At 56.1% G+C, this 25,724-nt stretch carries 19 protein-coding genes; 14 read left to right on the top strand and 5 right to left on the bottom strand.

What is annotated here, in order from left to right; translation table 11 throughout:
* The first annotated feature begins 99 nt into the window (after positions 1 to 99).
* Positions 100 to 1,647, top strand: a complete 1,548-nt coding sequence (locus FE784_RS08725) for a right-handed parallel beta-helix repeat-containing protein (protein WP_139601760.1) — start codon at positions 100 to 102, stop codon at positions 1,645 to 1,647.
* Between the two features lie 222 nt (positions 1,648 to 1,869).
* Here FE784_RS08725 and FE784_RS08720 read toward each other — a convergent pair whose 3' ends face one another.
* Together FE784_RS08720 and FE784_RS08715 are read right to left on the bottom strand one after the other, a co-directional pair.
* Positions 1,870 to 3,012, bottom strand: coding sequence for a class I mannose-6-phosphate isomerase (locus FE784_RS08720; RefSeq protein ID WP_139601759.1), 1,143 nt, complete (start codon positions 3,010 to 3,012; stop codon positions 1,870 to 1,872).
* 1,363 nt (positions 3,013 to 4,375) lie between these two features.
* Positions 4,376 to 5,275 (bottom strand): AraC family transcriptional regulator, encoded by a 900-nt coding sequence (locus tag FE784_RS08715; RefSeq protein ID WP_139601758.1) that lies wholly within the window; start codon positions 5,273 to 5,275, stop codon positions 4,376 to 4,378.
* A gap of 341 nt (positions 5,276 to 5,616) precedes the next feature.
* Here FE784_RS08715 and FE784_RS08710 point away from each other — a divergent pair, with 341 nt between their 5' ends.
* The 4 genes from FE784_RS08710 to FE784_RS08695 all read left to right on the top strand — a co-directional run bounded on the left by FE784_RS08710 (position 5,617) and on the right by FE784_RS08695 (position 11,061).
* A complete protein-coding gene (locus tag FE784_RS08710) occupies positions 5,617 to 7,008 on the top strand; it encodes an extracellular solute-binding protein (protein ID WP_139601757.1) in 1,392 nt (463 codons plus the stop codon).
* A 21-nt stretch (positions 7,009 to 7,029) separates the two neighbouring features.
* Positions 7,030 to 8,358 (top strand): ABC transporter substrate-binding protein, encoded by a 1,329-nt coding sequence (locus FE784_RS08705; RefSeq protein ID WP_139601756.1) that lies wholly within the window; start codon positions 7,030 to 7,032, stop codon positions 8,356 to 8,358.
* 87 nt (positions 8,359 to 8,445) lie between these two features.
* Positions 8,446 to 9,462 (top strand): Gfo/Idh/MocA family protein, encoded by a 1,017-nt coding sequence (locus FE784_RS08700; RefSeq protein ID WP_139601755.1) that lies wholly within the window; start codon positions 8,446 to 8,448, stop codon positions 9,460 to 9,462.
* A gap of 129 nt (positions 9,463 to 9,591) precedes the next feature.
* On the top strand, positions 9,592 to 11,061 hold the full coding sequence (locus FE784_RS08695) for a glycosyl hydrolase (RefSeq protein ID WP_176706057.1): 1,470 nt from the start codon (positions 9,592 to 9,594) through the stop codon (positions 11,059 to 11,061).
* Between the two features lie 8 nt (positions 11,062 to 11,069).
* On the opposite strand, the gene FE784_RS08690 is transcribed toward FE784_RS08695, so the two are convergent.
* Positions 11,070 to 11,921: an AraC family transcriptional regulator gene (locus FE784_RS08690; protein WP_246131961.1), complete on the bottom strand. Its 852-nt coding sequence runs from the start codon at positions 11,919 to 11,921 to the stop codon at positions 11,070 to 11,072.
* Between the two features lie 301 nt (positions 11,922 to 12,222).
* Here FE784_RS08690 and FE784_RS08685 point away from each other — a divergent pair, with 301 nt between their 5' ends.
* Positions 12,223 to 12,987 (top strand): sulfite exporter TauE/SafE family protein, encoded by a 765-nt coding sequence (locus FE784_RS08685; protein WP_139601911.1) that lies wholly within the window; start codon positions 12,223 to 12,225, stop codon positions 12,985 to 12,987.
* Positions 12,988 to 13,084: 97 nt separating this feature from the next.
* Here FE784_RS08685 and murQ read toward each other — a convergent pair whose 3' ends face one another.
* Complete coding sequence (gene murQ, locus FE784_RS08680) at positions 13,085 to 13,999, bottom strand: N-acetylmuramic acid 6-phosphate etherase (protein ID WP_139601752.1); 915 nt, start codon at positions 13,997 to 13,999, stop codon at positions 13,085 to 13,087.
* Positions 14,000 to 14,025: 26 nt separating this feature from the next.
* Positions 14,026 to 14,952 carry an N-acetylglucosamine kinase gene (locus FE784_RS08675; RefSeq protein WP_139601751.1) on the bottom strand — a complete coding sequence of 309 codons (927 nt, stop codon included), beginning with the start codon at positions 14,950 to 14,952 and terminating at the stop codon, positions 14,026 to 14,028.
* Between the two features lie 457 nt (positions 14,953 to 15,409).
* On the opposite strand from FE784_RS08675, the gene FE784_RS08670 reads away from it, so the two are divergent.
* From FE784_RS08670 to FE784_RS08635, 8 genes are all read left to right on the top strand, one after another.
* Positions 15,410 to 16,789 carry an ABC transporter substrate-binding protein gene (locus tag FE784_RS08670; RefSeq protein ID WP_139601750.1) on the top strand — a complete coding sequence of 460 codons (1,380 nt, stop codon included), beginning with the start codon at positions 15,410 to 15,412 and terminating at the stop codon, positions 16,787 to 16,789.
* Between the two features lie 227 nt (positions 16,790 to 17,016).
* A complete protein-coding gene (locus FE784_RS08665) occupies positions 17,017 to 17,946 on the top strand; it encodes a carbohydrate ABC transporter permease (protein WP_139601749.1) in 930 nt (309 codons plus the stop codon).
* 65 nt (positions 17,947 to 18,011) lie between these two features.
* Complete coding sequence (locus FE784_RS08660) at positions 18,012 to 18,794, top strand: carbohydrate ABC transporter permease (RefSeq protein ID WP_425465535.1); 783 nt, start codon at positions 18,012 to 18,014, stop codon at positions 18,792 to 18,794.
* 74 nt (positions 18,795 to 18,868) lie between these two features.
* Entirely contained in the window at positions 18,869 to 19,981 is a 1,113-nt protein-coding gene (locus FE784_RS08655) for an ABC transporter ATP-binding protein (RefSeq protein WP_139601747.1), read from the top strand.
* A 139-nt stretch (positions 19,982 to 20,120) separates the two neighbouring features.
* Positions 20,121 to 20,849, top strand: a complete 729-nt coding sequence (locus FE784_RS08650) for a DUF2189 domain-containing protein (RefSeq protein WP_139601746.1) — start codon at positions 20,121 to 20,123, stop codon at positions 20,847 to 20,849.
* A 787-nt stretch (positions 20,850 to 21,636) separates the two neighbouring features.
* The gene (locus tag FE784_RS08645) at positions 21,637 to 22,824 is read left to right on the top strand and encodes an exo-beta-N-acetylmuramidase NamZ family protein (protein WP_139601745.1); all 1,188 of its coding nucleotides are present in this window, start codon (positions 21,637 to 21,639) and stop codon (positions 22,822 to 22,824) included.
* A 30-nt stretch (positions 22,825 to 22,854) separates the two neighbouring features.
* Positions 22,855 to 24,531: a beta-N-acetylhexosaminidase gene (gene nagZ, locus FE784_RS08640; protein WP_342779084.1), complete on the top strand. Its 1,677-nt coding sequence runs from the start codon at positions 22,855 to 22,857 to the stop codon at positions 24,529 to 24,531.
* On the top strand, positions 24,528 to 25,718 hold the full coding sequence (locus FE784_RS08635) for an anhydro-N-acetylmuramic acid kinase (RefSeq protein WP_139601744.1): 1,191 nt from the start codon (positions 24,528 to 24,530) through the stop codon (positions 25,716 to 25,718). Before nagZ ends, FE784_RS08635 begins: the two co-directional genes overlap by 4 nt.
* The last annotated feature ends 6 nt before the right edge of the window (positions 25,719 to 25,724 follow it).

The following is a 25,724-nucleotide window of genomic DNA, read 5'->3' as shown; positions in this document are numbered from 1 at the left end:
GGAGAGCGGCGGCGGCGCGGGGGACCGATCGTCCTCCGCGATTGTCCGCGAGAGTCCACGGATGAAGTCGGGCAAGCAAACAGAAGGGAGAGATAAACGATGTCGGAGAAGCAAACGATGACGCGGCGCAGGCTGTTGGCCGCGATGGGAGGCATGGCGGGTGCGACTGTCGCCGCAGCCGGATGGATGGCGGCGGGCGGCGGCACCGTGCTGGGCAGCGGCGCATCTTCCGTCACCGGCGACGTGTACGGAGAGGAATGCGACGGCGGAGGGGCATGCGAGGGAATGCACAATGTAAAGCAATACGGCGCCGTCGGCGACGGCAGCCATGACGATACGGCGGCGATCCAAGCGGCGCTGAACGCTGCTCACGCCGCCGGAGGCGGGACGATTTTGTTTCCCCCGGGCGTCTACCGCATCTCGAACGTAACCTGCCATGACGATCTTCACCTGAAGGGCATGGGCGGCGCCACTTTGAAGCCGGCAAAGACGGCACGGGGGATCTTGGTCGACAACACCCGGTATGTGCTTATCGAAGGGCTGCGCTTCGACTGCTCGTTGCAGACGTCGACCGTGTCGGCGAAGGAAACGTGCATTACCGGAACGAACGCGCAGCATATTTTGATCAGAGACTGCGAATTGTTTGGCGGCATTTACGGCATTTGGCTGTATGAGGCCAGGAACGGCTGCATCGAGCATTGCCACGGCCATCATTTCAACCAGTGGCCATTCGTCGTCACCGGCTGCCAAGGCTTTCAATATTTGAGCAACGTTTCGCACGATAACGGCAACGACGGCTTGAAATTTGCCGGCGTGAATACGACCAGCGCCCCCAATCTGATGAAGGATATGATCGTCGCGGGCAACCTTTGCTACAACAATGCGCGGGACGGCTTCGACTTGGCCGGCAACAATGTGGAGAACTTGCTTATATCCGGCAATATTTTTCGGGACAATACGCTCCAGGGCATCGATTGCAAGATCGTGTACCAAGGGCAATATATGAAAAATGTCGTGATCCGCAACAACTTGCTGTTGTTTAACCAGACCGGGCAAATCAACTGCCAAAACGATATCGACGGCGTGCAATCGGCGGTGTCGGTATACGACAACACGGTGCGGAGCGGAGCCGCCTCGACGGTATACAACTATATTTACGGCATCCGGCTGGACGGGCAAGGACCGGGCTCCAGCGTATATCATAACGATATTCGCGGCTGCTACTTCGGAATACGCGTCCATGACGGAGATCAAGCCGTCGTCTCCCGCAATACGGTCGATGTGAAGCATACCGGCATTTTCGTCGATCTTCAGACGGCGACCGGCATGGACGGCAATCGCGTCGAAGACAACGACATCAAGACGGAAGCTTCCCCTTGCATCCATATCAAAAATGCGGCTACGACCAATACGCTCGTGCGGAACAACAGGACGAAGACGACGGCCAACGTATACCGCATTGCCGATACGGCGACGGGGACCGTCATATACGGCAACGAATTCGGCCATGCTTCTTCGCTGCCGACCGGTCGGGCCGTCCGGGGCGAAATCGTCCGGAGCAGCGATCCGATCGCGACTAGCTGCATGGGGTGGATTGCGACGAATACGGCCGAGCAGGCGGTGTTCGCGCCATTCGGCGCCATTTAAGCGCAGGCGGCGCGGAAAAAGGGGCTTGGGAATTGTAGCCGAAGCTTCTTTTTTTGTAACAGCATCAGTCGGTTAACGCTACATGAACTCGTCACGGCGGATCGTAATGCGTATTCATGCAAGGCGCAAAGAGGCTCTCCCCATTTGTCAGTCGAAAAGGGGAAAGCCTCTTTGCGCTGGGCCCCGCCGACCTCACGGCCCAACCAAGCGGCCAGACTCCGCTTACCCATGCGGGGGATAGCACAACACAATGATAAGCTCCTCGCTGTCCGGGGCATTGCTCCACGTCATCGCTCTTAGACCCGCTGGCAGAAACAGCGTCTCGCCCCGTTTCACCTCGATCCGTCCGATCCCGCCATTGTGCGCATCTTCATTCGCCCATTCGAGCGTACCTTTGCCCGATACGACGATGGCTGCCGTGAACTCGTCCGGCTTCTCCAGCGTGTAGGTGCCGGACACGGCAAGCCGGTTCATCCGAAACCGGTCGGTATGCTTCGCTTGGATGAGTGCCGTCAAGCGTCCGCCGTCGTGCTCCGCCAATATCTCGGGCATCACTTTCGACCGGCGCAGCGCTCCTTCCAGATCGGACCTATCGTAATGGAAGCATTCGAGCATCCGGTCGAAGCCGATGCCTTGATGGCAAGCCGCATCCCGAAGGGGCACGCCTCGCGGCGTCGTCCGCTCGGTGCGCAGCGTCAAATCGGTCGGCTCCTGAATCTCGATCAAGAAGCAGCCGCTTCCGATCGCATGGGGCAGCCCGCCGGTAATCAGGAATACATCGCCTTCTTCGACCTCGACCTTGTGCAGCATATTCAGCATGTCCGGAATGCGCTGCTCCTCGAATACCAGCCGCCACGACTCTTTGATCACATGTTCTTTGAAGCCCAGCAGTACGTAAGGCTTCTGGCCGTCAATCGTGCGGCCGCCCAATATGTACCAAGCCTCCGTCTTGCCGAAGCGGGAGTTGAACTCGCGTTTCGCAAACTCCCGATCCGGGTGCACCTGGATCGTCAGGCGTTCGCACGAATCGAGCAGCTTGACCAGAATGGCCGGGCTCGATTGATAAGCCGCGGAGTGACGCGCCCCGAGAAAGTCGACCGGGTCGGCTTCGATCAGCTCCTTCAGCGGCATCGCCGTCCCGTCCGGAAGAACCGCCTTGCTCATTCCTTCGTCCGGCAAATGCTCGCGTCCGGCATTGACCGCCTTTACCGTAGAAGAAACCCACAGCTCGGGGCGGTCGCTATCCTGCGGCACCTCTGCGCCGCGCCATGCATCCAGGCTTTTGCCGCCGGCATACGTACGCCAGACGCGGTCGTCATGTAATTTTAAAGGCATTTTGCTCCAAGGCGCTGCTGACCGTTCCATCCTTCTTGCCTCCTGAGAATGTCTCTATACGTTCTACTTCCATTTAACCGTTTGCGGCACTGCGCGTAAAACAAGAATCTGAAGATGGAATGCAGAAAATCCGGACAATCCGATAGCGCCTTTCTCGGTCGTGAGCGGCTGCACGATATCGGGCTTGAACTTAAAGAAACAATATATTAACAATGGCGGTTTGACAATGAAAAGGAATCGTTGTCAAACCTTTCCGGTGTTTCGATGTCCTTAACGGAATACTGAGCTTGTATTGGACTTAGGTTACTAAAAGAGATATGACTATTTTTATTTTCTTGGCTTAATGAATATCATCTAGTGTCCATATTCGTGTGATGCTTGAGAGTATCCGGCGCAAAAGAAATTAGGACCATGTCGCCAGGCTTCTACAGGAACAACCTTAAATTTTCATCTTCTGGCTGCTTTGACGTACGACTAATTGAGGCTGCAGGAGGATGGCAACGATTTGCAAATTTATAATAATATTTTTGAAAATTTCGATTCTACTGCAACACCGGTATTTGTGAGCGAACTGCCACCCTGGTTGCAGGTGAAAAAAATATTTTTAATAGTGTTACGACACCTTGGGGAACAAGTCTATTAACAGGCACTCCCGTATATACAACGACACCTGTTGGCCCTCTTGCCAGTACTTCTCCGGTCGGTTAATCCACTCCCCAATTTGCCGCATTTCCGCTTCTTTCATTCCCAGCGTCGTTACCGCCGCAAAAGGACATGTATCGCATGCTCGGTGAAGTCTGCCCGCCTTTGCCGGTGCCTTGCGGGACTACGCACCCAACAAATAGCGGAACCGGTGTATGCTATTGCCTCTAGTCCCTGATGTTGTTTTCAAAATAAAGGAAAACCGTTCCGCTATTCCGCAGTTGACTCCCCCTTTTCATCCCCGCAGATCGAAATAACGGAAGACGGTTCCGTTATCTTCAAGCGTGAAACGGAATTCGGGACTATAACGGAATGCAGTTCCTCTATGTACGGCAACGCGTTGCTCTCGCTTCATCAAGAGGCTTTCGGATGACATGCGAATTATGCGTTGTCGCAGAAAAAAAGCGGGGCTGTCCCCAAAGTCAAATGGCGAATTTTCAAGCCCCGCATATAGTCGGATTTCGCCATAAGGAAGACCTCATGCCCCGCCTTACGGTGGATGGTGAGGTCTTTTTGTGCTTTGGGACAGCCTCAGCGTTGATGGTTGGCGGTCGGACAGCTTAGCGAGGGGAGGACGGACAGCGGCCCCGAGCCGGGACCGTGCGGGCGCGGCGCCAACGCCTACCTCCTAACGCCTACCTCCTACCGCCTACCGCCTACCGCCTACCGCCTACCGCCTACCGCCTACCGCCTACCTCCGGTTCGTAATGCGAGCCTGTACGGTGCGGGCGTATTCGGTAGGCGTCATGCCGGTCGCTTTCTTGAAGCTCGCGGAGAAGTAGTGAACGCTGTTGTAGCCGAGCCGATCGGCAATTTCCGAATAATTGTACAGCTCTTCCCGGATCATCGTTTTGGCCTTCTGGATTTTAAGCTGATTGAAATATTGAATGGGGCCGTGGCCCGTCCATTCCTTGAATAAAGATTTGAGCTGGGTTTTGCCGATCAGAAATTCGCCGCACACCTGCTCCAGCTTGAGCGAGCGGCTCAAATTGCCGTTCATATAGTCGATCACCCGCACAAGCAATGCCGCCTTGCGGTTCTCGGAAGGAGCGACCGCCAAGGCGCCGTCCTCTTCCTCCTGCCGGTCCCGGTATCTCCGCACCAGCATGATCAGCAAGATTTCCAAATAGTTTTTGATCAGATGCTCGCTGCCGAACGGCGAATCCGCCTTTTTGCCGAGATACGGATGGAACAGGGTGCTGATCGGCGGATCGAACGCCTCGAAGCCTTCCCGGAGCAATTGGGTCAATATCGGGTGCTCCTCCTTCGCAAGCTTCATTACCCGGTTATGGAAATGGGCGAGGAGCGCGGAGCGCGATTCGAACGAGACGATCATCAGCACGATGGCGTCATGCGCTCTCACGCCGTGAAACTGGTTCGGATAGAGCAGGAAGAGATCGCCCTGACTGAGTCGGAAGCGGCCTGTATCGGTAAACAGTTCCGTTTCGCCTTTGTCGACATATACCAGCTCCCAGAAATCGTGCTTTTCGCCGAGCGTAGAGAAGCTTTTCGCCAACTCGTAGTAATGGAACGTATACAGCTTGTCAATCGAAAATTCGGTTTGCAGCGGATATTGTCTGCGTATCGACAAGTTCGCTTCGCCTCCGATTCGTTTTCCCGGCTATCTTCATTATACAAAAATTGGGCGGTTATGCGACCGATAGGGTGTAGTTTAGAGGTCAGCGAAGAATTGATTCATAAAATATAATAATAGTTAATATTGGTTCTTAAAATTAAGAATTGACAACGGTTTCAACCGCTTATAGAATGGTGATAAGCTCGTAATTATGAAGTAGTTGTTTTCTGATTTTTAAAGAAAAATATTTTAAGAACCAACCGAATGCGACACGGGGGCGGTCCGAACGAAAGGAGCGATAAACGATAAGACCATGGTAAACTATAAGCATCACGAGTATATTGGAGAGTCGAACGATGAGACATAGACCTACAAAAGAACAATTCAACCGTCAACTGGAGCAAATGGTGCTCGAATTGCGAAGCGAAATCATAAATGGACAATACGCGCCGGGAGACTGCTTGCCCTCCGAGAAGGCGCTCGTAACGCGATTCGGCATGAGCAACAATTCGATCCGTACCGGACTGGAGCAGCTGGTGCGGGAAGGCTGGATCGAGAAAATACCGAGAGTCGGCAACCGGGTAGCCGCCGGGCGTCCTCCGGTCAAGCTGAAGCTGCTGTGCAATTTGATTGCGATTCGCAACCTGAATCTCCGTCCGTTGCTGGACATGTTTCATCGGAAGTACCCCTGGATTACTGCGGAGATCGCGCAAGTGACCGGGATCGACGGATTTTTCGATCAAGCCGGACATATTCCGGGGGATTTGATCCTGCTCGAAAACAATCAATACTGGCAGATGGCGAACCGGGGGCTGGAGCACGAGCTGGAGAAGCTCGAGGAAAAGCCGGAGCTGTACCCGCAGGTGACGAAGCTATTCGTGACCAAAGACGGGTTGCTGCTGCAGCCGCTCATTTTCTCCCCGATCGTGCTGTGCTACAATCGGGCCCATTTCCGCGAATGCGGGCTATTGGAGCCCGACGGCAGCTGGACGTGGGACGATCTGATGCGCCATGCCGAGAAGCTGTCGGACGGCAAGAGCCGGTACGGCTTCTGCTTCCATATCCCGAGCGACAACCGCTGGCCGGTCTTTCTGCTCCAGAGCATGGAGCGGTTCGAGTGGGACGGAGCGGAACTGAAAAACCTTCGCGGCTCCAAGCTGCTGGAAAGCATGAAAATATGCAAGCGCATCATTCATAACCGGAAAGCATTTCCGTTATATTTGTCCGAAAGCAACGACGATATCGACCGGATGTTCATGGAGGGCAAAGTGTCCATGACCTTGAACAGCTATATCGGTTTGAACGGGTGGAGCGATTCGGACATCGAGTACGACATATCGCCTGTTCCGTTCATCCACGAATTGCGGACGCTGGCCATCGCGCTCGGCGCGGGCATCAGCCGGAATACGAGACATAAGGAAGAAGCGATGCTGCTGATCGATTATTTGACGTCGACCGAAGCGCAAAGCTTCATACGCAGCTGCACGATGAGCGTGCCGAGCCTAGGGACGCTGACGATAGGCGTCGAGGAGTCGGGAATATACCGTCCGTCCCGGTATATGATGTACCGCGAAGTGATGGCTTCGTTGCGCACGCTCGCCGAGCTGAATCTGCCGCATGTCCAGGTCCGGACGCTGTACGCCCAACTGAAGGCATATTGGGCCGACCTGATCGACGAAGACGAGCTGTGCGACCGGCTGATGCAAGTGTTGTCCCGCAAAAGTGGAGGAGAGCTGACAGGCCAATAAGTTCATGGGGGCTGAATCCATATGGCAAACAAAAAAAAGTTGATTTACCCGATGCTCGCCGGCGTCGTCGCGCTGGCGACCGCCTGCTCCGGCGGCAATCCCTCGACCGGCAAGACGGCGGAGAGCGGCGGCGACAAGCCGGCCGAACAAAAGAAGGAGCCTGTCGAGCTCGTTTTCTACTCGCAGGTGGCCGACTACGACGAGACATTCATGGACGTGTTCGGCAACATGATCCAGAAAAAGTATCCGCATATTACCGTCAAGCATCTCAAGGCCGGCAGCAATAAGGTGGCCGATGTAGTCGCGACCGGCCAAACGATCGACGTCATGTTCATGTCCATAGGTCAAGCGGATACGCTTACGACATACGATTACCAGTATGACATTTCCGAGCTGATCAAAACACGCAAGTTCGACTTGTCCAAGCTGGAGCCGTCGTCCGTCGAGCTGCAGAAAGGCTTTGCGAATAACGGCATGTACGGTCTCCCGGTATTCACGAATACGCTAAGCCTGTTCTACAACAAAAATATTTTCGATAAATTCGGCGTCGAGTATCCGAAGGACGGAATGAATTGGGATCAATTGAAAGATTTGGCCAAACGGCTGTCGCGCTCCGAGGGCGGCGTCAATTACAACGGGCTGGTCATGTCGTCGTCGGCCAATATCGTGCTGAATCAATTTTCCGCCGCTTATCTCGATCCGGCCACGAAAAAGTCGATTTTCACGACGGACAATTTCAAGAAGGCGTTCGATTTACTCACCAGCGTTTCGAAAATTCCCGGCAACGAGCTGAACGCCCAGACTTGGAGCTTGGCCGGCCAGCAAAAAATGTTTTTCCAGGATCAGAGCGCGGCGATGCTGCTGCATTTCGTAGTCCTGTCGCTGTCCACGCTTAAAGACCAGTTCAACTGGGATATCGCCACGTACCCGCAATTGGCCGACAAGCCGGGCGTCGGTCCGCAATCGTATCCGACCTATTTCTACGTAACGAAGACGGGCAAGCATAAGGAAGACGCGTTCGATGCAATCGCTTACTTGACTTCGGAGGAGTTCCAAAACCATCTGGCCAAAAAAGGCATGCTGCCTATTTTGAAAGACCGGGTAGCGGGAATGGCGCAATTCGGCCAAGACGTGCCTATGTTGAAGAACAAAAACGTAAAAGCTTTGATGCCCGAGAAGTTCGCGCCTTCCGCGTTGACCAAGGTGGAGATCGTCAAAGGGCAATCGCCGGGTCATACGGCTTTCTTCGAGGCGTATCAGAATGTCGTGCTTGGGACGAAGGATACGAATACCGCATTGCGCGAAGCGGGAGAGAAGCTCGATCAGAAGCTTGCCGATCTATTCAAATAAGGGAAAGCTTTCGGCACCATACATTTCGGAGCAGCGCCGGTCGTTCGCGACAGGCGCTCTCTTCATGAGCAGGAGCGGGATACGAACATGAGAACCTATAAAACGGCTATTATCGGAGCCGGCACGATCGCGAAAGTGCATGCCCGTACCTTGCATGAGAACAAACGGACGGAATTCGCGGCGATAGCCGACATCGATCTTCAGCGGGCGGCGGACTTGGCGGCTCCTTACGGTGCGAGAGCGTACGGGGATTACCGCATGATGATCAAGGAGGAGCGCCCCGAGATCGCCATCATTACGCTGCCGCATCATCTGCACAAGGAAGCGGCGATTTTTTGCATGGAGCAGGGCTGCCATATTTTACTGGAAAAGCCGATGGCTTTGAATACCGGGGAATGCTCGGAGATCAACGCTGCCGCCGGCAAGTACGGCGTGAGGGCGTCCGTCGGACATATGCAGCATTTTTTTGCCGCGAACATCAAGGCGAAGGAAATCGTCGAATCGGGCCGATTGGGCCGGCTGGTCTCGGTTCACGACAAGCGGCACCATCCGTATTTTTTGCCCGAGCGTCCGGGCTGGTTTCTGGATAAATCGCGGTCCGGCGGCGGAGTCGTAATCAATCTGGGCAGCCATTCGATCGACAAGATCCAATGGATTACCGGGACGAGAATGACGAAGGCGAAGGCGAGCTTGACTTATTGGGGAGAAAGGGGAGACGTGGAAGGAAGCGGCTCCTTGTTCATGCAAACATCGTCGGGCGTGCCGGTGACGGTCTCGCTGTGCGGCTACAATAACGTATCCGTCAACGAGACGGAGCTGCTGTTCACGGGAGGACAGCTCAAAATCGCCGGAGCGCAAGCGCTGTGGCTCGGAGCGTACGACCGTCCGTACGAGCCCGTACAAATCGGCGAGCATGCCGAGCCTTTTGCCGCGCAATGGAACAAAATGCTGGACGATGTGGAGGGCGGCGGCGAAGAAACGGACATTTCCGGCTATTACGGACAATCCGTCTGTGCCGCAGTCGATGCGATCTACCGTTCCCACGAGACGGGGCTGGAGCAGATAGTCGAAGCCTTCTATCCCGGGGCTTATGCCCGGCAGTAACTACGGGAAACGTAAAACGGCTTCAACCTCCGCGAAATATTCGAAATGACCCGCGACGGGCATCCCGTCTCTTGCGCTTCCGGCCTATACACGGTAAGCTCGGAAGAGAGAGAAGAACGGGGGAACATTATGCGCGTATTCGGGCTGCCCGCCGCGGGAAAATTGTTGCGGACGACCGCATTAGGCATGCTGCTCTGCTTCACGGGTATGGCCGCAAACACGGGAAGCGCGGCCGGGACGGAGCAGCCGGCATGGACATTGTATGAGGCGGAGGAAGCGGAGCTGGACGGTACGGTCGTCCAAAGGTCCAGACCGGGGTTTTCGGGGGAAGGATACAGCACGAACTTCGAAATGGCCGGGGATGCGGTAAAGTTTACGGTAACCGTCGAAGAGGAAGGTTATTATCCTCTGCGAATCGGCTACGCTTCCCCGTATGGCGATAAAACGAATTACATCGAAGTAAACGGCCATACGGCGGGGGAGATGATGTTTCCGCAAACGGAAGCTTTTGCCGAAATCGACTTCGGGCTCGTGGAGCTGGACGAGGGCGACAACCGGATCGACATCTCGACCTACTGGGGATTTTTCGATGTGGACTACATCTTGCTCGGCGAGCGGGAGGAACGGCGCCCGGTAGCGGGGGTGGATCCTGTGCTGGTGACGCCGGAGCCTTCGCGCGAAGCGCAGGCTCTGATGGAGTACATGACGTCACATTACGGCAAAGGCATTCTGACCGGACAACAGCGCACTTCGTCCGCGGAGCTGGACTATATATATGCCGTATCGGGCAAATTGCCGGTCATATCGGGCTTTCCGGCCGAGGAAGGGATCGACATGGCGCTGGAATGGGCGAAGCACGGCGGAATCGTGACGATGGAATGGCATTGGGGCGCACCGGGCGGAGAGCGCGCCACGTTGGCCTCGGAAACGGGCTTTGACGCCGACAAGGCGGTGACCCCGGGCACCTCCGAATACGAGCGGACGATCGCCGACATCGATCGGATGGCGGCCCAGCTGCTGCGGTTGAAACGGGAAGGAGTACCCGTACTGTGGCGGCCGCTGCATGAAGCGGAAGGGGGCTGGTTCTGGTGGGGGGCGAAAGGGCCGGAGACGGCGAAAAAGCTGTACGGCATCCTGTTCGACCGGTTTTCCCGCCATCACGGGCTGAACAATCTGATCTGGGTGTGGACGACCTCGGATTCCGCACATTCGAGAGCGTGGTATCCCGGCGATGAGCTCGTCGACATCGTCGGCGTGGACCGGTATATGAGAGACGGCGACTACAGTCCGCTCATGGGCGTATACGACAAGCTGTCCGCCATGGTCGACGGGAAGAAGCTCGTTGCCTATACGGAGAACGGGCCGATGCCGGACCCTAAGCAGTTGAAGCGCCATAAAATCGGCTGGATGTATTTCAATACGTGGGGCGGCAGATTCATTGCCGACGGCATGATCAATTCCAAGCACCATGTCCGCGCCGTGTACAACCATCCTTACTCGATAACGTTGGATGAATTTCCTTCGGAAGCGATTTACGGGAAGGCTTCGGTGCCGTACCCGGTGCGCGAACGCAAGCAGACGGAAGGCCGCTCCAAGTAGGAGCGGCCTTAGCTTCGTTCCGGCACTTCAGTCGCTGCGGAAGCTGCGGACGCGTGGCCCATCTGCTCCTGCTGGTACCGTTTCGGGGAAGTGCCGTAGTGGGCGCGAAACATGCGATGAAAGTAGGAGTAGCTGCTGAAGCCGGACAGCTCGGCGATTTGCTCGAGCGACATCGGACTGTACAGCATGCGTTCCCGGGCTATAGACAGCCGGATTTGCAGCGCGTATTGCATAATGCTCTGTCCGAAGCACGCCTTGAACAGATGGACGGCGCGGGAAGGGCTTAACCCGGCTCCTCTGGCGACATCTTCCAGCTTAAACGATTCCAGCGCGTGCTCCTCCACATAATTGCGCATCCGCTGTGCCAGAAACGATTTGCCGCCGTCCGTCCCGACGGCATGCTCCGTCATTTCGCGATCGACCATCAGGCAGAAAATGCGCATGTAATGCTCGGCGATCTGTTTATATTTCCGTTTGCCGCGGTAATGCTCGAGCACGATTTGCCGGCAAACCGACAACATATTATCCTGAAGCGGAAGATTCATCAATTGCGGGCGCTTCCGTTCGGCCCACCATTCGTCCAGCCATTGTCCCCGGCAAAAAAAATAATAGTCGCCGCTGGCGACCGCCGTTTCGCCCGAATGCTGCCGCTCGGCTTCGACGCGCAGCTCGTAAGGATCGCCCGGCTTGAACAGCAGCAGATCGCCGGGCTCGACCGGACGCAGATTTCCGTCCACGACGGCCCTGCAGCGGCCTTCGGACTGGAAGCGGATCAAGTAGTTGGACAGACCGGGGTAAGCCTCGGACCGGAACGGCTTCGAATGGTACGAATAACCCGCGGCCAGCACTTCGCATTCCAACGTCTTCACATCCTTTTGTTTGCAGCATCCGGTATCCGGAGCATGCTTACATTTTATAGGGAAGAAGGGAGCTCGCGCAATAACCGCCAGGAAATCGGAGCAAGCAAGGAGGCGTAATTTTCAAAAATAATAAAAGATTCATGAAAACGGTTCGGTTCCGATTGCCTGCGCTACTATTTTCATCGAACGACAGGAATCTTTTTGCCAAATTCGCATAAAGATCTTTACAGGCACACGTATATCCCCTATAATCCTAGTATGATGATCGGGATTATAGGGCATGGGGGCATATCGCATGGAAATGGACTGGGGCATCTCGCTCCTCGGGATGCTGGTCGGCTTTTTGGTAGGCTTAACCGGGGTCGGGGGCGCTGCGCTGCTTACTCCGATCTTGGTGCTTGTAGGCATTAATCCGACGCTTGCGGTCGGTACGGATTTATTTTATAACTCGGTTACGAAGCTGTTCGGAACGATCCAGCATTTTCGCCAGAAGACGATCGAGCTTCGTCTCGTGCTATATTTGGCAGCAGGCAGCATCCCGGGGGCGGTCGTATCGATCGTAGCGCTTCACCAGTTCGAGGCGGCCTACCATAACCAGGAGCAAATCGTCCGCAGCGCGATGGGCATCATGCTGATCGTCGTGGCGCTGCTGACCTTGTCGAAGCAACTGTTCGACCGGAAAGGGAAGGAAAACCGGCTGCAGGAGAAGCCGTTGGAGCAGAAGAAGCTGATGACCGTCTCGATCGGCTTCGTGCTCGGCTTTATCGTCGGCCTGACCTCGATCGGCTCCGGCTCGCTGTTCGCGATCGCGCTGTTGTATTTGTACCGCATCTCCGCCTCCAAGCTCGTAGGGACGGACATCGCCCATGCGCTGCTGCTCGTTACGGCCGCCGGACTGCTGCATGCGAGCTACGGCAACGTCGATTTCGGGCTGGCGTTCCAGCTGCTGATCGGCTCCATCCCCGGCGTATGGATCGGCAGCTCGCTTAGCGCCAAGGTGCCGGCCAAACCGCTTCGCGCCATTATGGCTTCCTTGATCTTGATCAGCGGGTTCAAGCTGCTGTGAACATTCCTTATCCGTGCCAATAAACAATAAACCTCCAAGCTCTCTCTGGTCAGAGTGCTCGGAGGTTTATTGTTTGTCGGGAAGAACGCTAACCCGATCAGCCGCGACGTGCCGCCGGATCGATCGCTTCGCGCACGAATCCGCCGCTCTGCTCCAGCAGCTTGCCGGCCGCTTCCTTGTCGACCCCGGCCAGAATCATGACGATCGCCGTCTTGACGTGGCCGTCCGCCAGCCGGTACGCTTCGCCGACGGCTTCTTCCGAAGCCTGGGTCGCCATGCGGATAATGCGTTTCGCCCGGTAGACGAGCTTCTCGTTCGTAGGCTGCAGGTCGACCATCAAGTTCCCGTATACTTTGCCGATGCGGATCATGGCCGTCGTCGACAGCATATTCAGTACAAGCTTCTGCGCGGTTCCGGCCTTCATGCGGGTCGAGCCGAGAATAACCTCGGGACCGACGACCGCCTCGATCGACAAATCGGCGATGGCGGCCATCGGCGTATTATGGTTGTTGCACAAGGCGACGACGGAAGCGCCCAGCGCTTTGGCGCGTTTCATCGCGCCGAGGACGTACGGCGTACGTCCGCTGGCGGCAATGCCGACGACCGTGTCGTTCGGCCCTACGCCGTGCTCGTCCATATCGGCTGCTCCGAGCTCCGGACTGTCCTCCGCGCCCTCGACCGCATCCTTCACCGCGCGGAATCCTCCCGCGATAATGCCTTGAACCATGTCGGGATTCGTCCCGTATGTCGGCGGGCATTCGCTGGCGTCAAGAATGCCCAACCGGCCGCTCGTGCCGGCTCCGATATAGAACAACCTCCCGCCGTTGCGGAAAGAACGGATGATCATGTCGGCGGCAGCCGCGATTTGCGGCGTCAAGGAGCTCAGCGCTTCGGCGATGAGGCGGTCCTCCCGATTGATCAGCTTGACGATTTCTTCCGTCTCCAGCCGGTCTATTTGCTTCGTCCGCTCATTTAACTGTTCCGTTGTCAATTCGTTTAGCAGATTGCTCATGAAAGTGGCCCCTTTGGTTGATATTGTCACAGTTGTCTCCATGCCAAAAGTGCGGCGCCATAGGCCGGTTCTCTGGCGGACGGGTGGATGCGGACACGCGGCGCGCGTTCCAGCAAGCCGTCCCGAAACGTCTCCCCGAAACGTTTCGAATAGTTGAATATCGAGCCGGTCGTAACGAGGTCGCACTGCTCGAACCAAGGATCTTTGCGCACAAGCGCGGCGGCCGAGTCGGACAAATCTTTCGCGGCGGCTTCCAGGATGCGCCTGGCGGCTCCGTCGCCCGATTCGTCGGCGCGTATGCACAGCTCGGCAAATTTGGCGATGTCGTGCTTCTTCAAATGCGGCTGATAAATATAAGTGCGCAGGTCGGTAATGCTCGCGAATCCGTACGCTTCCACAATCATCCCGGTCAGCATCGTCGGCGGCTCGATTCCGTCATGGCTGCGCATGGCGGTCCGTAAGGTGCGTTGTCCGATATCGTACCCGCTTCCTTCATCGCCGAGCAAATTCCCCCATCCCCCGACGCGGAAACGCCGGCGGTTCTCCGTCAAGCCGAAGGCGATCGAGCCGGTCCCCGAGATGACTATAATGCCGCGGTCGTCCCGCAGCGTCGCCATCAAGGCGATCTGCGCATCATTATTAATGAAAATGTCGAAGGCGAGACCCCGCTCGGAACGGTAAGCTTCCATATATTCGCGAAAACGTCTCCGCTCCTCCTCCGTATCGACCCCGGACAAGCCGAGACAAACGGCCGCGCAGGTCATGCCTTGCGTTTCCGGGACGGAAAATACAAGATCCAGCAGCTTGCCCAAATTTCGCGTCGCCTGCTCGAACGAAACGGCGTGAGGGTTTGTCGAGTCTACGGTATACCCGCCCCACTCCGTTCCGTCATCGGCAAGAAGCAGCGCCGCGGTTTTCGTTCCTCCGCCGTCAATGCCAATTACGTACCGCAAATGATGTCACCCGCTTATTCCCATGAAATGCGATTGGGTATTTTTTTGTTAACGTTTCATAAAAGGATATGCTCGCTAAAGCGTTAAAGCGAAAGCGGCTTTTTCGTAAGCCTTTCATGCAAAAAGACAGATAGGGTATGCGTATTTTCCTTGAGTATAAGGGAATGACAAGGGTTTGTAAAATAAAATTTATTGATATTAAATTATTGTTGAAATATTATTTCCTCGACGATATAATAGGACCATGTGGACTGACAACAGCCATATGACAGTGTACAACCGGTGTCCAGTGCGCTTCTTGGCCGTCAACGGGGCTTGAAAGAAAACGTTTTCGGGAATATTTAACAGCCTGTCCTACTCTCATCATTCCCAAGTAAACATTTCTGAATAACAAGCTGCGCATGATGCAAACTAATGGAAACTGTCGAAGCTAACCACTATGAAGGGGGAACGAGAAATGAAGTTCAGCAAGTGGATTTCCATTGCGATGATATTCGTAATCGTTATCGTCGCCGCAGCATGCGGTAAAAAAGAAGAAACGCCCCAGGCCGGCGGAACGGCGGGCCAACCGAACACGACGCCCGATACGGTCAAAGTATGGACTTATCCGGTACACGCCAAATATGAAGACGACATTAAACTATTGGTAGCCGATTTCAATAAAACATATCCGCATATTAAAGTAGAATATGAAGTCATGTCGTGGGCCGAAGGTCCGAAGAAATTCGACGTCGCCCTGAACGCGGGCAACCCGCCGGATCTGTACTTCGGAGGCATGAACGGTCAATACGTGAATACCGGTTTGGCCATGCCGATCGACAGCTATATGACGGACGAAATCAAGAAAGACTTCCTGCCGGGCACGCTGGACACGATGAAATTCGGCGGCAAGCAATACGGTATGCCGTTGTACCAATCGCTCTGGGGTTGGGGCGCGAACAAACGCATTCTCGAGGAAGCCGGCGTAGACTACAAGAAAATTCAAGAAAGCGGCTGGACTTGGGAAGAATTCCTCGAAGCCGCCAAAAAGCTTGGCAAAAAGCTTCCGGACGGAACGCAGCAATACGCTCTCGTAACGGACGGAACGTCGATCGACTTCCTGGATATGATTACCCGCAACGCAGGATTGGTTGACGCGGTAGACGAGAAGGGCAACTTCATCTGGAACGACAGCAAAATTTCCGATGCGGTAACGTTCATCAGCAAGCTCGTGAAGGACGGCGTCCTCCCTAAAGAAACGGTTGCCCTGCAGCCGGCGAAACGTTCGGAAATGTTCTATGCCGGTCAAGCGGCTATTATAAGCAAAGCTATTCCTTACTATGACGTCATGATCGCCAACCGCAACAAAGATATCGACGCGGGCAAAGTGCAAGGCGAGAAAATCGAGTACATCCAGCTCCCGGTTCCACATTCCTCGTCCGTTAAAGGCTACGGAGTAACGACCGGCGGCGGAGAAGGCTACGTGGCCTTCACGCAAAAAGGAGCAAGCAACGAACAGCATAAGAAAAACGTGTTCCTCGTCATGGAAGCTTTGAGCGGCGCTCAAGCGGGGAACTCGGCCAACGAGCTGTGTCTGCCGTTCGTACGGACGTCGCAAGCGAAAGCGTTCGAAGGCAAAGGCTTGGCCAAAGACATCAACTTCACCGTTTCCAAAAAAATGCGTGAAAACCTTGCTCCGCAAGTGGCGCTCAGCATTGACGTCGACAAAGCGGCCAAGCTGAAGCAATACCGGGAGCAAGTGGAGAAGCCGGTATTCCAAGCGCTGCTGGCCGGCGAGAAAGCGCCTGAAGCGGCTGTCGAGGAATTGAAAACGAAAGGCCAGCAAATGCTGCGCTAATCGCAAAACGAGCGTGACCGAAACGCCCTATATGGAAGCATATGGGGCGTTTCTTAATAAACGGGGAACCTATTCTCGGGGATAAAGACGGGGCCCCGGCAAAAAGCGGGATTAAGCTGCAAGGATTGCTTCACTTTTTGGTTAGTATTTGGGGCTCCCCCAAAAGTAATAGGAATAGGCTTCGAAGCTTAACTTCACTTTCGGGGGACTAGTTAAGGAGGACAGTGATGAATAACAAGTCGGTTGGAGCGATACCGGGACCGAAGGCGCCGAACACGAAGCTCGTCCAGTTTTGGAAAGACTACGGCTGGGCCTACCTGTTCATATTGGCTCCGGTGCTGCTGTTTTTGGTGTTTACGTTTTATCCGGTCATATCGGCCTTTCTGATGAGCTTCCAAAAGTATAACGTCATGCAGTCCAAATGGATCGGGCTCGACAACTACAGCTATATGATCCAGGACGAAATCTTTTGGAAATCGATCAAAAATACCGTCATTTTCACGGTCGGCACGGTGCCGGTCAACATAGCCATCACGTTCATTCTGGCGTTCTTCATTTTCCAGATGAAAAATTCGTGGCAAACGTTTTTCAAGGCGTCGCTGTATTTGCCGGCGGTAGCGTCCGGCGTCACGATTTCGCTCGTTTGGCTGGCGATTTTCGATCCGACCGCTTCCGGTCTCATGAATCGCGTGATCGGGTTTTTCGGTCTCGATCCGGTCGTATGGCTCGGCCAGTCGAACAAAGCGCTGTTCTCCCTGATGCTCATGAACTATTTGGGCGCTCACGGCAGCGGCATTATTTTATACTTGGCGGCGATGGGCGGCATTCCGAAATCGCTCTATGAAGCGGCGGATATCGATCATGCCAGCGGCTGGGCGAAATTTTCCAAAATTACGTGGCCTTTGCTGAAGCCGACTACGCTGTACTTAATGGTAACCGGGGTTATTACGTCATTCCAGGTGTTCATCAGCGTATACTTGATGACTTCCGGCGGACCGAACTACGCTACGACGACAATCGCTTATTTGATATATCAATCGGCGTTCGTCTTTTACGACTTCGGGCTCGCTTCGGCGCAATCGTTCGTACTCGCCGGGCTCATTATCGTCGTGTCGGTAATCCAGTTCAAATATTTCTCGTCAGACATCGAATATTAAGGAGGCTGTCGCTTGTGTCCAAACAGACAAAGATTATCTTTTTAAGCATCGCGGCGGCCGTTCTGATGCTCTGGGTGCTCATTACGATCGTACCGCTCTATTGGATGGTAATCGGTTCGTTCCAGGATTCGCAATCGTCGGCATCGTTCAAGCCGCAAATGTGGCCGAGCATTTGGTCGATCGCTCCGTACGAACGCTTTTTCACGAAGACCAACGCGCTTCGCTGGCTGTTCAACTCGTTGTTCGTATCCGCGGTTATTACCGTAACCAACCTGTTCTTCGCTTCCCTGTCCGGATATGCGTTCGCGAAGCTCAAGTTTCCGGGACGCAACTCGATCTTCTGGATCTTGCTGACCACGATGATGATTCCGGCCCAAGTCACGCTAATTCCGCTCTACGTGTTGGTCATCAACGTATTCGATTTGGCCGATACGTATACCGCGATCATCTTGCCGTCCATCGTTACGGTAGGAAATATATTTTTGATGAAGCAGTACATGTCTTCGCTGCCCACTTCGCTTATTCATGCCGCGCGGATCGACGCATGCAGCGAGTTCGGCATTTTCCGGAAAATCATTTTGCCGATGGCAAAGCCCGGCTTGGCCGTGCTGGCGATCTTCACGTTCGTCGCGCATTGGAACGATTTCTTCTGGCCTCTCCTCGTTACGCAAACGGACCAAATGCGTACGATTCAAGTCGGACTTGCCAGCTTCCGTTTCGCGGAGGCGACGGATTACGGAGCCATTATGGCCGGGGCCACGATCGGCGCGCTTCCGATGATGGTATTGTTTTTCTCGCTGCAAAGATATTTCCTGCAAGGCATTACGATCGGTGCGGTCAAAGGTTGAGGCTTGTACGCAAAGCTCAACATGGCTTATGAAGTCAGTTTTGCTCGCCGCAAAACTTTTAGGAGGGAAAACGTATGGCACGAGTCGAATTTAAAAATGTAGTTAAAGAATATCACGACGAGAAGCGGGGAACGTTTACGGCCGTAGCCGACTCCAATTTCGTCATTCAGGATAAAGAGTTCGTCGTTTTCGTAGGTCCGTCCGGCTGCGGCAAGACGACATCGCTGCGGATGATCGCGGGTCTCGAGCGCCAGTCGAGCGGCGATATCGTAATCGGCGACCGGATCGTCAATCAGCTGCACCCGAAAGACCGGGACATCGCGATGGTGTTCCAGGATTACGCGTTGTATCCGCATATGACGATCAAGGAAAACTTGTCGTTCGGGCTGAAAAACTTGAAGCGTCCGAAGGAAGAAATCGAGAAAAAAGTAATGGACGCCTCGAACATACTCGGGCTGTCCGAAATGCTCGACCGCAGACCGCGGGAATTGAGCGGCGGCCAGCGTCAGCGCGTCGCCGTCGGGCGCGCTATCGTGCGCGATCCGCAAGTATTCCTGTTCGACGAGCCGCTGTCCAACCTGGACGCGAAGCTGCGCATCCAGATGCGCGTGGAGCTGGCCGAGCTGCATAAACGGCTTGGCGCGACGATCGTATACGTTACGCATGACCAGGTCGAGGCGATGACGCTCGGCGAGCGGATCGTCGTCATGAACAAAGGGCGCGTGCAGCAGATCGCTTCGCCGTCGGTGCTGTACAATCAGCCGCAAAACATGTTCGTCGCGGGCTTTATCGGCTCTCCGGCGATGAATTTCATGGATGCGCGCATCGCGAACGGCAAAGCTCACGTAGAGGGCGCCGCGTTCGAGCTGAGCGAGGACATGATCAAAGCGTTGAAAGCATACGAAGGCAAAGAGGTTATTATGGGCATTCGTCCGGAAAATATATACGGCGAAGATTTCGCCGAGAAAATGAGCATTTCCAAAGTGAACTCGATGCAGACGAGCGTGCAGGTTATCGAAAATTTGGGCGCGGAGACGCTGCTCTACTTCCGGATCGGCGCGCGTATGGTTACCGCCCGGGTCAATCCGGAGACGGATGTGCGGATCGGCCAGATGATGAATTTCGTGTTCGATCGCAACAAAATGCACTTCTTCGATCCGGCTACCGAAGAGCGCATCGTTTATTGATCGTTGCTAGAGAGGCCGCGTTCCGCCGGCGCGGCGGATTTGCGAAGACCGGGCGGCTTCCGCTTGCGATGAAGCTGACGATACGATTCCAAGCCGGCCCTTTTCGTATAGGAACCGGCGCAATGAAGGGAGATTCGAAATGCGCAAATTAAGCGTCATTGTCGTCCAATCGGCCAAAAGGGTGTTTCAGGACATTATCCCGGTAGCGCTGCTCAGCATCGCGGGAGCGCTTGTGCTTGTTCCGTTCGTCTTTTTATTGCCGGTCGGCATCTCGTTGTTTTTGCTGCCGTTCATCTTCGTCCCGCTTTGCGCCGGGGCGCTGCATGCCACACACCGGATGATGAAGGGCGAAAGGGCGAAAGTATCGGCGATGTTTGCGGGGGCGTGGAAATTTTTGCTCCCGTCGCTCGCGTTCGCTTTCGTGTGCTCGCTGTTCATTCTCATCATCGTATCCACTTGGTGGTATTACGGAGGCAAATCCGGTATGCTCTATTTTGCTCTTGCCGTATTCCAAACGTATTTCGTGGCGATGGTGTTCGTATCGCAAATTTATACGCTTCCGCTGATCGTACAGGAAGGGGCGGGCGTATTCGCGGCCATGGGCCGGAGCGTCAAGCTGTTCCTGGCTCATCCGGGCTACACGATCGGCGCGTTTATCCAACTGCTCAGCCTGACCGTGCTGCTCGGCGTGACGATCGTAGGCTTCGGCTGCCTGTTCCTCGGCATGTACGGCATTTATTCGAATTTGGTGACGGCGAACTTGTTCGCGAAGCCGGAGGAAGAAAACGACGAGGACGGTACGAAGGAGAAAGCGGCGGGAACGCGGCCGGCCGACCGGCTTGAAGCGGTATCCGCGATGGGGCGGTAACGGAGGCGGAGGCGGAACGTGCGGGCATAGGGGCCGAATAAGCGCCAGGTACGGGCGGGCATTCGGATCATAAGGGCTCGAGAGGGTTCGTGTGGTGGTGTGTCAGTGCGGCTGAGCCGGAAATTGCGGTACAGATGCATGCAAGTAGATCGAACGTACGAATCGATCGCCCAAGGCTGGAGCGTGCCGGAGCCTCCCGCTCCGGAATCGTTTAAAGCATTCCGTCTGCGAATCGATGCCTATTGATCGCAATAATTTTCGCGGAACGTTTGCTTCCGCTACTTTTTCTATAACTGCACAATCCGCATAGAATCTGGAGGCCCCTTGTTGAACGGGGGCCACGTGCTGCCAATCATAGAGGAACTATATTCCGTTATGGTCGCCGAATTCCGTCATACGTTTGAAGATAAAGGAACAGGCTTCCGTTATCCTGATCTTTCGGGGTAAAAATGTTCGTGAACAAGCGGAATAGAGGAACCGTTTTCCGTTATTTTGCTGTCGAGCCGGGTATTCGGGTCAATAGCATACGCCTGTTCCGCTATTTGTTGGATTCGCGGTCCCGCAAGGCAGAGGCAGCACCCTTTCCCGATCATGCGGTACATGCACTCCTGTACGCGAACGATCGTAATTTTTTTTGCGAGGGCACGATGACTTCCGGTATGTCCTTGTTGCGCCAGTTTGCAGCTCCTAATCCGCCAGACCCCGAAGTATGGACGTAATAGGAAGAGTGGACGACCTAAACGGCCTCGAACGAACGGGCACCATTATTGGATAAGGACGTGGGAATATGGGAAACCAGGTATGGGCAAGCCCGAACGTCCGGACGGGAGCCGACCAGCTGAACGAAGCGGCCAAAACGGTATTCGCCGGAGCGCGCGTCGGTCTGGTTACGTGCGCGGCTGCCATCAACAGCCGTTTCCAATCGACCGTCGACGGCTGCGCCGAAATGAAGGACGCCCAGCTGGCGGCGTTGTTCGCCTGCGAACATGGCATTCGCGGCGAGAGGCAGGCCGGCGTGTTATTTGGGGATGAAACGGATCCCCGCTTGGGCATTCCGGTGTTCAGCCTGTACGGCGAGACGAAGAAGCCGACGGAGGCGATGCTCGAGCATGTCGACGTCGTCTTGTTCGATATTCAGGATATCGGCGTCCGGTTTTTTACTTATTTGGCGACGCTTGCGTACGTCATGGAGGCGTGCGCGCTTTCCGGCAAAACCTTGATCATTTTGGACCGCCCGAATCCGTTCGGCGGTTTTTGTTGCGAGGGGGGAAAGCTTGTTCCCTGCTTCGAATCGTTTGTAGGGATCGCACCGATTCCGTTCAGGACCGGCATGACGATCGGGGAATTCGCGGTATATATGAACGACCGGCTGGAGCGCAAATGCGATCTGAAGGTTGTCCGGCTGCAAGGCTGGCGGAGGTCGATGGAATTTGACGAGACGGGCTTGCCGTGGGTCATGACCTCCCCGAATACGCCGACGCTGGATTCGTGCCGCGTCTATCCGGGCACGTGCATGTTCGAAGGAACGAACTTATCCGAAGGACGGGGGACGACGCGGCCGTTCGAGATGATCGGCGCCCCTTGGATGGACGGCGAATTGCTGGCCCGGGAGATGAACGGGCTCCGTTTGCCAGGCGTCCATTTTCAACCGGTCTACTTTACGCCGGCTTTTTCCAAGCATCAGGGACAGTTTTGCAGCGGCGTCCAATTGTATGTGACCGATAAACGGACGTTCCGTTCCGTCGAGACCGGACTTCGGCTCGTTCATCTGGCAAGCAAGCTTGCCCCGGATCGATTCGAGTGGATTCCTCCTTTCAAGGAAGGCCGGAAGCATTTTATCGACTATTTGACCGGGAGCGACCTGGTGCGTACGAAGGTGCGCGACGCAGTCGAGACGGAACGGATCGTGGAGCTATGGAGCAAGGACGCCGACGACTGGCGGCGCGAGCGGGAGCCTTTTTTGTTGTATGACTAACATTCGTCTGACTGGGGGAGGACTCGCGTGTTGAACAGCAGCAACGTAAAAGAATCTCGTGCGGACTTGTCCGCCATGACTTTGCGGCACAAAATCGGGCAAATGCTCCATTGCGGCTTCCACGGTTACGAGCCGGGCGAGGACATCGCGCGGCTCATCCGGGAGCGCCATATCGGCGGCGTCATTTTGTTCGCCCGCAATGTGCGGGACGTCCGCCAGGTGGCGGCGATGAACGCCGAGTTTCAGCGGATCGCGCTGGAAGCGGGCGTGCCGCCGCTGACGATCGCGATCGATCAGGAGGGCGGCATGGTGGCGCGTCTGACCGATGGCGTCGCGCTGATGCCCGGCAATATGGCGATCGCGGCCGGCGGCGAGCCGCAGGCGGCTTATGAAGCGGCCCGCGTCACCGGAGAGGAGCTGCGGGCGCTCGGCATCAACTTGAATTATGCCCCGGTGCTGGACGTCAACGTCAACCCGGGCAATCCGGTCATCGGGGTCCGCTCCTATGGCGAGTCGCCGGAGCTGGTGGGTGAATACGGCGTACGGGCGATACGGGGCTTGCAGGAAGCCGGCGTGACGGCTACGGCCAAGCATTTTCCCGGTCACGGCGATACCGATGTGGACTCCCACCTGGATTTGCCGACCATCGCGCACGGCCGCGAGCGAATCTACGGGATCGAGCTGGCGCCGTTTGTGCGGGCGATCGAAGAGGGAATTGATGCGATCATGTCGTCGCACATTTATTTTCCTTCCTTCGAGACGGAGAAACGTCCGGTGACGCTGTCGCGCAACGTGCTTACCGGCTTGCTTCGCGAGGAGCTCGGCTTCGACGGCGTCATTATGACCGACTGCATGGAAATGAAGGCGATCGCCGATCATTACGGGACGGTCGCCGCCGCGGTCCTCGCGGTGGAGGCGGGAGCAGACTGCGTGCTGATCAGCCACCGCCACGATTTGCAGGAGGAGGCGATCGAAGCGCTGGTCGCGGCGGTCGAGTCGGGCCGGCTGAGCGAGGCGCGCATCGACGAGTCGGTGGAGCGGCTGCTGGCGATGAAGCGCAAGCGCGGCGTGACGGCCGACGCGGTGACGACGGCCGCGGACGAGGCGTATTACGCGGGCGAAGCGTTCCGCAGCGTCGGCAGCCGCGAGCATCGCGAGACGGCGCGCCGCATCAGCGAAGCGAGCGTCACGCTAGTCAAGGCCGATGCGGGGACGCTGCCGCTTCGCCGCGAGCGCACGCTCGTGATCGGCGTCCAGGCGGTAGCGGTGTCGGAGGTCGACGAGTCGGTCGACCTGCCGGTCACGCTCGGCCAAGCGATTGCGGCGCACGGCGTCGAGGTGGAGGAGCGTACCGTCGCTTTGGACCAGGTCGGGGCGAATGCGGAGGAGCTGATCCGGCTTGCCGTCCAGGGCGGTTTTCGGCAAGTCGTCATCGGTACGTATAACGCTTCCTTTCGTCCGGATCAATCGGCGCTCGTCCGCGCCATTCTGGATGCGGGTGTTACGCCGGTCGTCGTAGCTTTGCGCAATCCGTATGACATTAAGGCGTTTCCGGACGTTTCCGCCTATTTGGCGACTTATGAATCGCGGCCGCTCGCGCTGCAGTCTGCCGCGAAAGTGCTGACCGGAGTCATCGGGGCCAAGGGGCGCACGCCGGTTACGATCCATCCGGATTATCCGGTAGGCTGGGGAGGGACATTCCAATGATTGCAAATCTGGTTAACAAGTCGAGCCGGCTCATTATCGGCCTGATGTCCGGCACTTCGCTGGACGGCGTCGATGCGGCTATCGTCAGAGTGGAAGGGAACGGGCCGGACACGAAGGCGGAATTGGTCGGCTATACGACGGTTCCGTACGACGACAAGCTGCGCGAGAAGCTGAAGGAGCTGTGCAGCGTCGATCATTCGGACGTAGCCAAAGTATGCGGCATGAACTTCTACATCGCGGACGTATTCGCGGATGCGGCGGAGCGGGCGGCGAAGGAGGCCGGACTGACGATGACCGACATCGATCTGGTCAGCTCGCACGGGCAGACGATCTGGCATATCCCGGTCGCCGACGAGCACGATTGGTCGATGGTGCGCTCGACGCTGCAGATCGGGGATATATCCGTCATTGCCAAGCGGACGGGCAAGCCGGTCGTCGGCGATTACCGGACGGCCGACATGGCTGTCGGCGGACAAGGCGCGCCGCTCGTGCCTTACGCCGACTTTATCCTGTTCCGCGACGAGAAGAAGGGCCGGATTTTGCAAAATATCGGCGGCATCGGAAACTGCGCGGCGATTCCTGCCGGCGGATTGCCCGAGCAAATCGTCGCTTTCGATACCGGACCGGGGAACATGCTGATCGATCAGGCCGTCCATACGCTGTCGGGCGGCGCGAAAAGCTACGATGCCGGCGGAGAGTGGGCGGCGCAGGGCGACGCGGACGAAGCGGTCGTGGCCGAGATGATGAGCCATCCGTACTTTGCGATGCAGCCTCCGAAAACGACGGGCCGCGAAGTATTCGGCAAAGCGTATGCGCACCAATGGATCGGACGGATGCGGGACAAGGGGTTGTCCGACGCGGATATCGTGGCGACGTTTACGGCGTTCACGGCTCATTCGATCTCGCAGAGCTACCGCGAGTTCGTGCTCCCGGTTATGCCTGTGGAGGAGGTAATCGTCTCCGGAGGCGGGGCCCATAACCGCACGCTTTTGGCCATGATCGCCGAGCTGCATCCGGGGCTGACGGTCACGACATCGGATAAGCTCGGCATCTCGAGCGACGCCAAGGAAGCGGTAGCGTTCGCGATATTCGCGAACAACTTCCTGTTCGGCATACCGAACAATTTGCCGTCGGCCACGGGTGCTCCCGTTCCGACAATCATGGGCAAGCTGGCGCTGCCGGGTTGAGGCCGG

It is taken from the genome of Paenibacillus hemerocallicola (genome assembly GCF_006265175.1).
Lineage (GTDB): Bacteria > Bacillota > Bacilli > Paenibacillales > NBRC-103111 > Paenibacillus_AB > Paenibacillus_AB hemerocallicola.
This window is presented reverse-complemented; position numbering and strand designations above follow the sequence as displayed.